Raw genomic sequence first — 2,819 nt, 5'->3', positions numbered from 1 at the left:
CGATCAGCACCTCGTGCTTTTGCACAATTCAGTTCAGCGCTTTCAGCTCCTTGCCCAGGGTTTGAGCGGTGCTGGACAGGCTGGATAGCATCAGTGGCAGCCTAGTTTTTGGACTCTCTCTCCGACAAGAGCAGGTCGCAGCCAAATCCGGCTGGGTCTAAAATAGCGGGGCTGCGGACTCTCCCTCGAGTTTTTCGTATGGACTTGCCTAACCTCCTCTGGCCAGACCCCGGCGAGATCCCGGCTCCTCCCCAGCCGGGGATCCTGGGCATCTTGGCTTCCGGCAACGGCAGCAACTTCGAGGCCATCGCCCAAGCCATCGATGCTGGCGAGCTACGGGCGCAAATTGCCGTCGTGATCACCAACAATCCAGACGCCTACGTGCGGCAGCGGGCGCGGCGAAGAGGGATCCCTTGTATTCTGCTCAACCATCGGCACTATGCCAGCCGGGAGGCGCTGGACGCGGCCATCTTGCAAGTGCTCCAGGAGTATCAGGTGGAGTGGGTGATCATGGCCGGCTGGATGCGTTTGGTGACCCAAGTGTTGCTGTCTGCCTATCCGGAGCGGGTTTTAAACCTCCACCCCAGCCTCTTGCCCAGCTTCAAGGGCCTGCGGGCGGTGGAGCAGGCGCTGGAGTACGGCGTGAAAATCACCGGCTGCACCGTCCACCGGGTCACGTTGGAAATGGATAGCGGCCCCATTGTGGCGCAAGCAGCCGTACCGGTTTTGCCGGAAGATACGGTGGAATCCCTTTACCGGCGCATCCAGGCCCAGGAACACCGCCTCTACCCGCTGGCCATCCGCCTCTGTTTGGCCGAGGGATCCCGCCTCCCCAAGTTCTCGGAGAAGCTGCACAATTGAGGGTGAGCCCGCCGCTGGCGCCCCCTATGGCCGAAATCTCGCCGTTGCTCGTTTTCGACAGCTCTGCGATCCTGGCCGGTCGCCCGGCTCTGTGGCAGGAATGGGCCCGTTTTGGGGTGTGTGTGCTGCCCCAGGCGGTGATGGCGGAGCTAGAACGCCTAACCCGACAGGCCATCGACCCCCAAGAAGAATCGACAGCGCGCGCCTTCTTGCGCCACTGGCCCCGTTTGGGATTTGCCGTCTCAGAAGCCCGCGCCCTGGTGGGTGAAGTCAACGCCGGCGAGCAGTCGCTGCGAGTCCGCCTAGAGCAGGCCATTGCCGAGTGTGCCTATGCCCTGGCCCAACAGCAGCCGGGATCCCTGGTGGTGGTGGTGAGCAACGACCGACCCTTGGTCGAGCGAGTGCAGGGGCTGGGCCTTGCCAACCTCCGTGCCATCTCTCTGGCCGAGCTCAACCGGTGGATGCGCCAGCGCCAGCGCCCCCAGGCTGTGGCTATGGCTTGGAAGCGGCTGCCAGGGCCTCCCATTCCCGCTGCTCCGTTGCCCCCCTCCCCAACTTCTGCAAAACCACCCTCCCCCGCTCAAAAGGGCTCCCGACCTGTTCAACGGAGATCTCAGGTTGGATTCGCCTGGAAAAGCGTGCAAAACTCCCTGGCGCTGCTGCTGGCTTTGGCTTTCTTCTCGGCAGCAGGGTTGCTGGCCTGGCGTTTGTTGGATCCCACGGGGAGCGAAGGGATCTGGCGGCGGCTGCCCCTGTCTCGGACCCTTGGCTGCGCGATCTCTAGCCGCTTTGGCCGAAAGAGCCCCCGCAGACCTATGCTAGGATGAGGGCTTACTGAAAACCCGGATCCCGCCCCATGACGGAAACGGCTGACCTTTGGCCCCAGCTTTTGGGACAGTTGCTGGAGCGGCAATCTCTGAGCGAAGCCCAAGCCGAACAGTTGATGAACGGCTGGCTGCACAACCAAGTGCCGGATGTGGTGTCGGGAGCGATTTTGGCGGCCCTGCAAGCCAAGGGGGTCAGCGCCAGTGAACTGGCCGGCATGGCGCGGGTGCTGCAGCGAGCTTCCCTGGGATCCCCCCTGGATCTGCCCCTGTTGGTGGATACTTGCGGCACCGGGGGAGATGGGGCCGGCACGTTTAACATTTCCACTGCCGTGGCCTTCGTGGTCAGCGCTGCCGGGATCCCAGTCGTGAAGCACGGCAACCGCTCTGCTTCTGGCAAGGTTGGCTCGGCGGACGTGCTGGAGGCGTTGGGGGTGAACCTGAGCGCTGAGCCAGAGCAAGTGCGGGCGGCGGTGGCGGAAGTGGGCATCACCTTTCTCTTTGCCCCCCACTGGCACCCGGCCATGCGGGCGGTGATCCCCTACCGCCGCGCCCTTAAAGTTCGCACTGTCTTTAATCTCTTGGGGCCCCTGGTCAATCCCCTCTATCCCAACCGCCAGGTGATCGGGGTTTATGCCCCGGAGCTGGTGCCGGTGATGGCCGAGGCCTTGCGTCTGTTGGGGCGGGAAAGGGCCGTGGTGTTGCACAGCCGCGAAGGTCTGGACGAGGCCGGGTTGGATCAGCCCACCGATCTGGGCATCCTTTCCGGTGGGCTGGTACGAACAGAAGTTTTGAACCCGCGAGATTACGATCTTACGCCCGCACCTGTCCAGGCCCTCCAGGGGGGGAACTTGGCGGAAAATGCCGCCATCCTCGCCCAAGTTCTCCAAGGATCCGGAGCGCCTGCCCAGCGGGATGTGGTGGCCCTCAATGCCGCTTTGGCCCTGCAGGTGGCCGGAGCCGTTCCCGATTGGGGATCCGGAATTGCCCAAGCGCGGGAGATCCTTGCCAGCGGCGCTGCCTGGGATCGCCTGCAAAAGCTGGTCAATTTTCTGGCTTCGTGACGTACTCCCGCACTCATGCTGACGCATAGAGTGCGGGCTTCCCAGTGACTCCTGCCCAATAGCAGGACAT

The 2,819-nt window shown here is 63.4% G+C and carries 3 protein-coding genes; all 3 read left to right on the top strand.

Translation table 11 applies throughout. From position 1 onward, the window contains the following. Positions 1–198: 198 nt before the first annotated feature. Genes purN through trpD form a run of 3 tightly spaced genes read left to right on the top strand, consistent with a single transcriptional unit; the run spans position 199 to position 2,749 of the window. Entirely contained in the window at positions 199–861 is a 663-nt protein-coding gene (gene purN, locus NW809_RS11765) for a phosphoribosylglycinamide formyltransferase (RefSeq protein ID WP_011429529.1), read from the top strand. A 26-nt stretch (positions 862–887) separates the two neighbouring features. Next, positions 888–1,688, top strand: a complete 801-nt coding sequence (locus NW809_RS11760; protein ID WP_414402216.1) for a PIN domain-containing protein — start codon at positions 888–890, stop codon at positions 1,686–1,688. A 29-nt stretch (positions 1,689–1,717) separates the two neighbouring features. Beyond that, a complete protein-coding gene (trpD, locus tag NW809_RS11755) occupies positions 1,718–2,749 on the top strand; it encodes an anthranilate phosphoribosyltransferase (protein WP_011429527.1) in 1,032 nt (343 codons plus the stop codon). Positions 2,750–2,819 lie beyond the last annotated feature (70 nt).

This window comes from Synechococcus sp. WC101, assembly GCF_047461555.1.
Lineage (GTDB): Bacteria > Cyanobacteriota > Cyanobacteriia > Thermostichales > Thermostichaceae > Thermostichus.
Note: the sequence above shows the minus strand (reverse complement) of the source record. Positions and strands in the feature narration are given on the sequence as shown.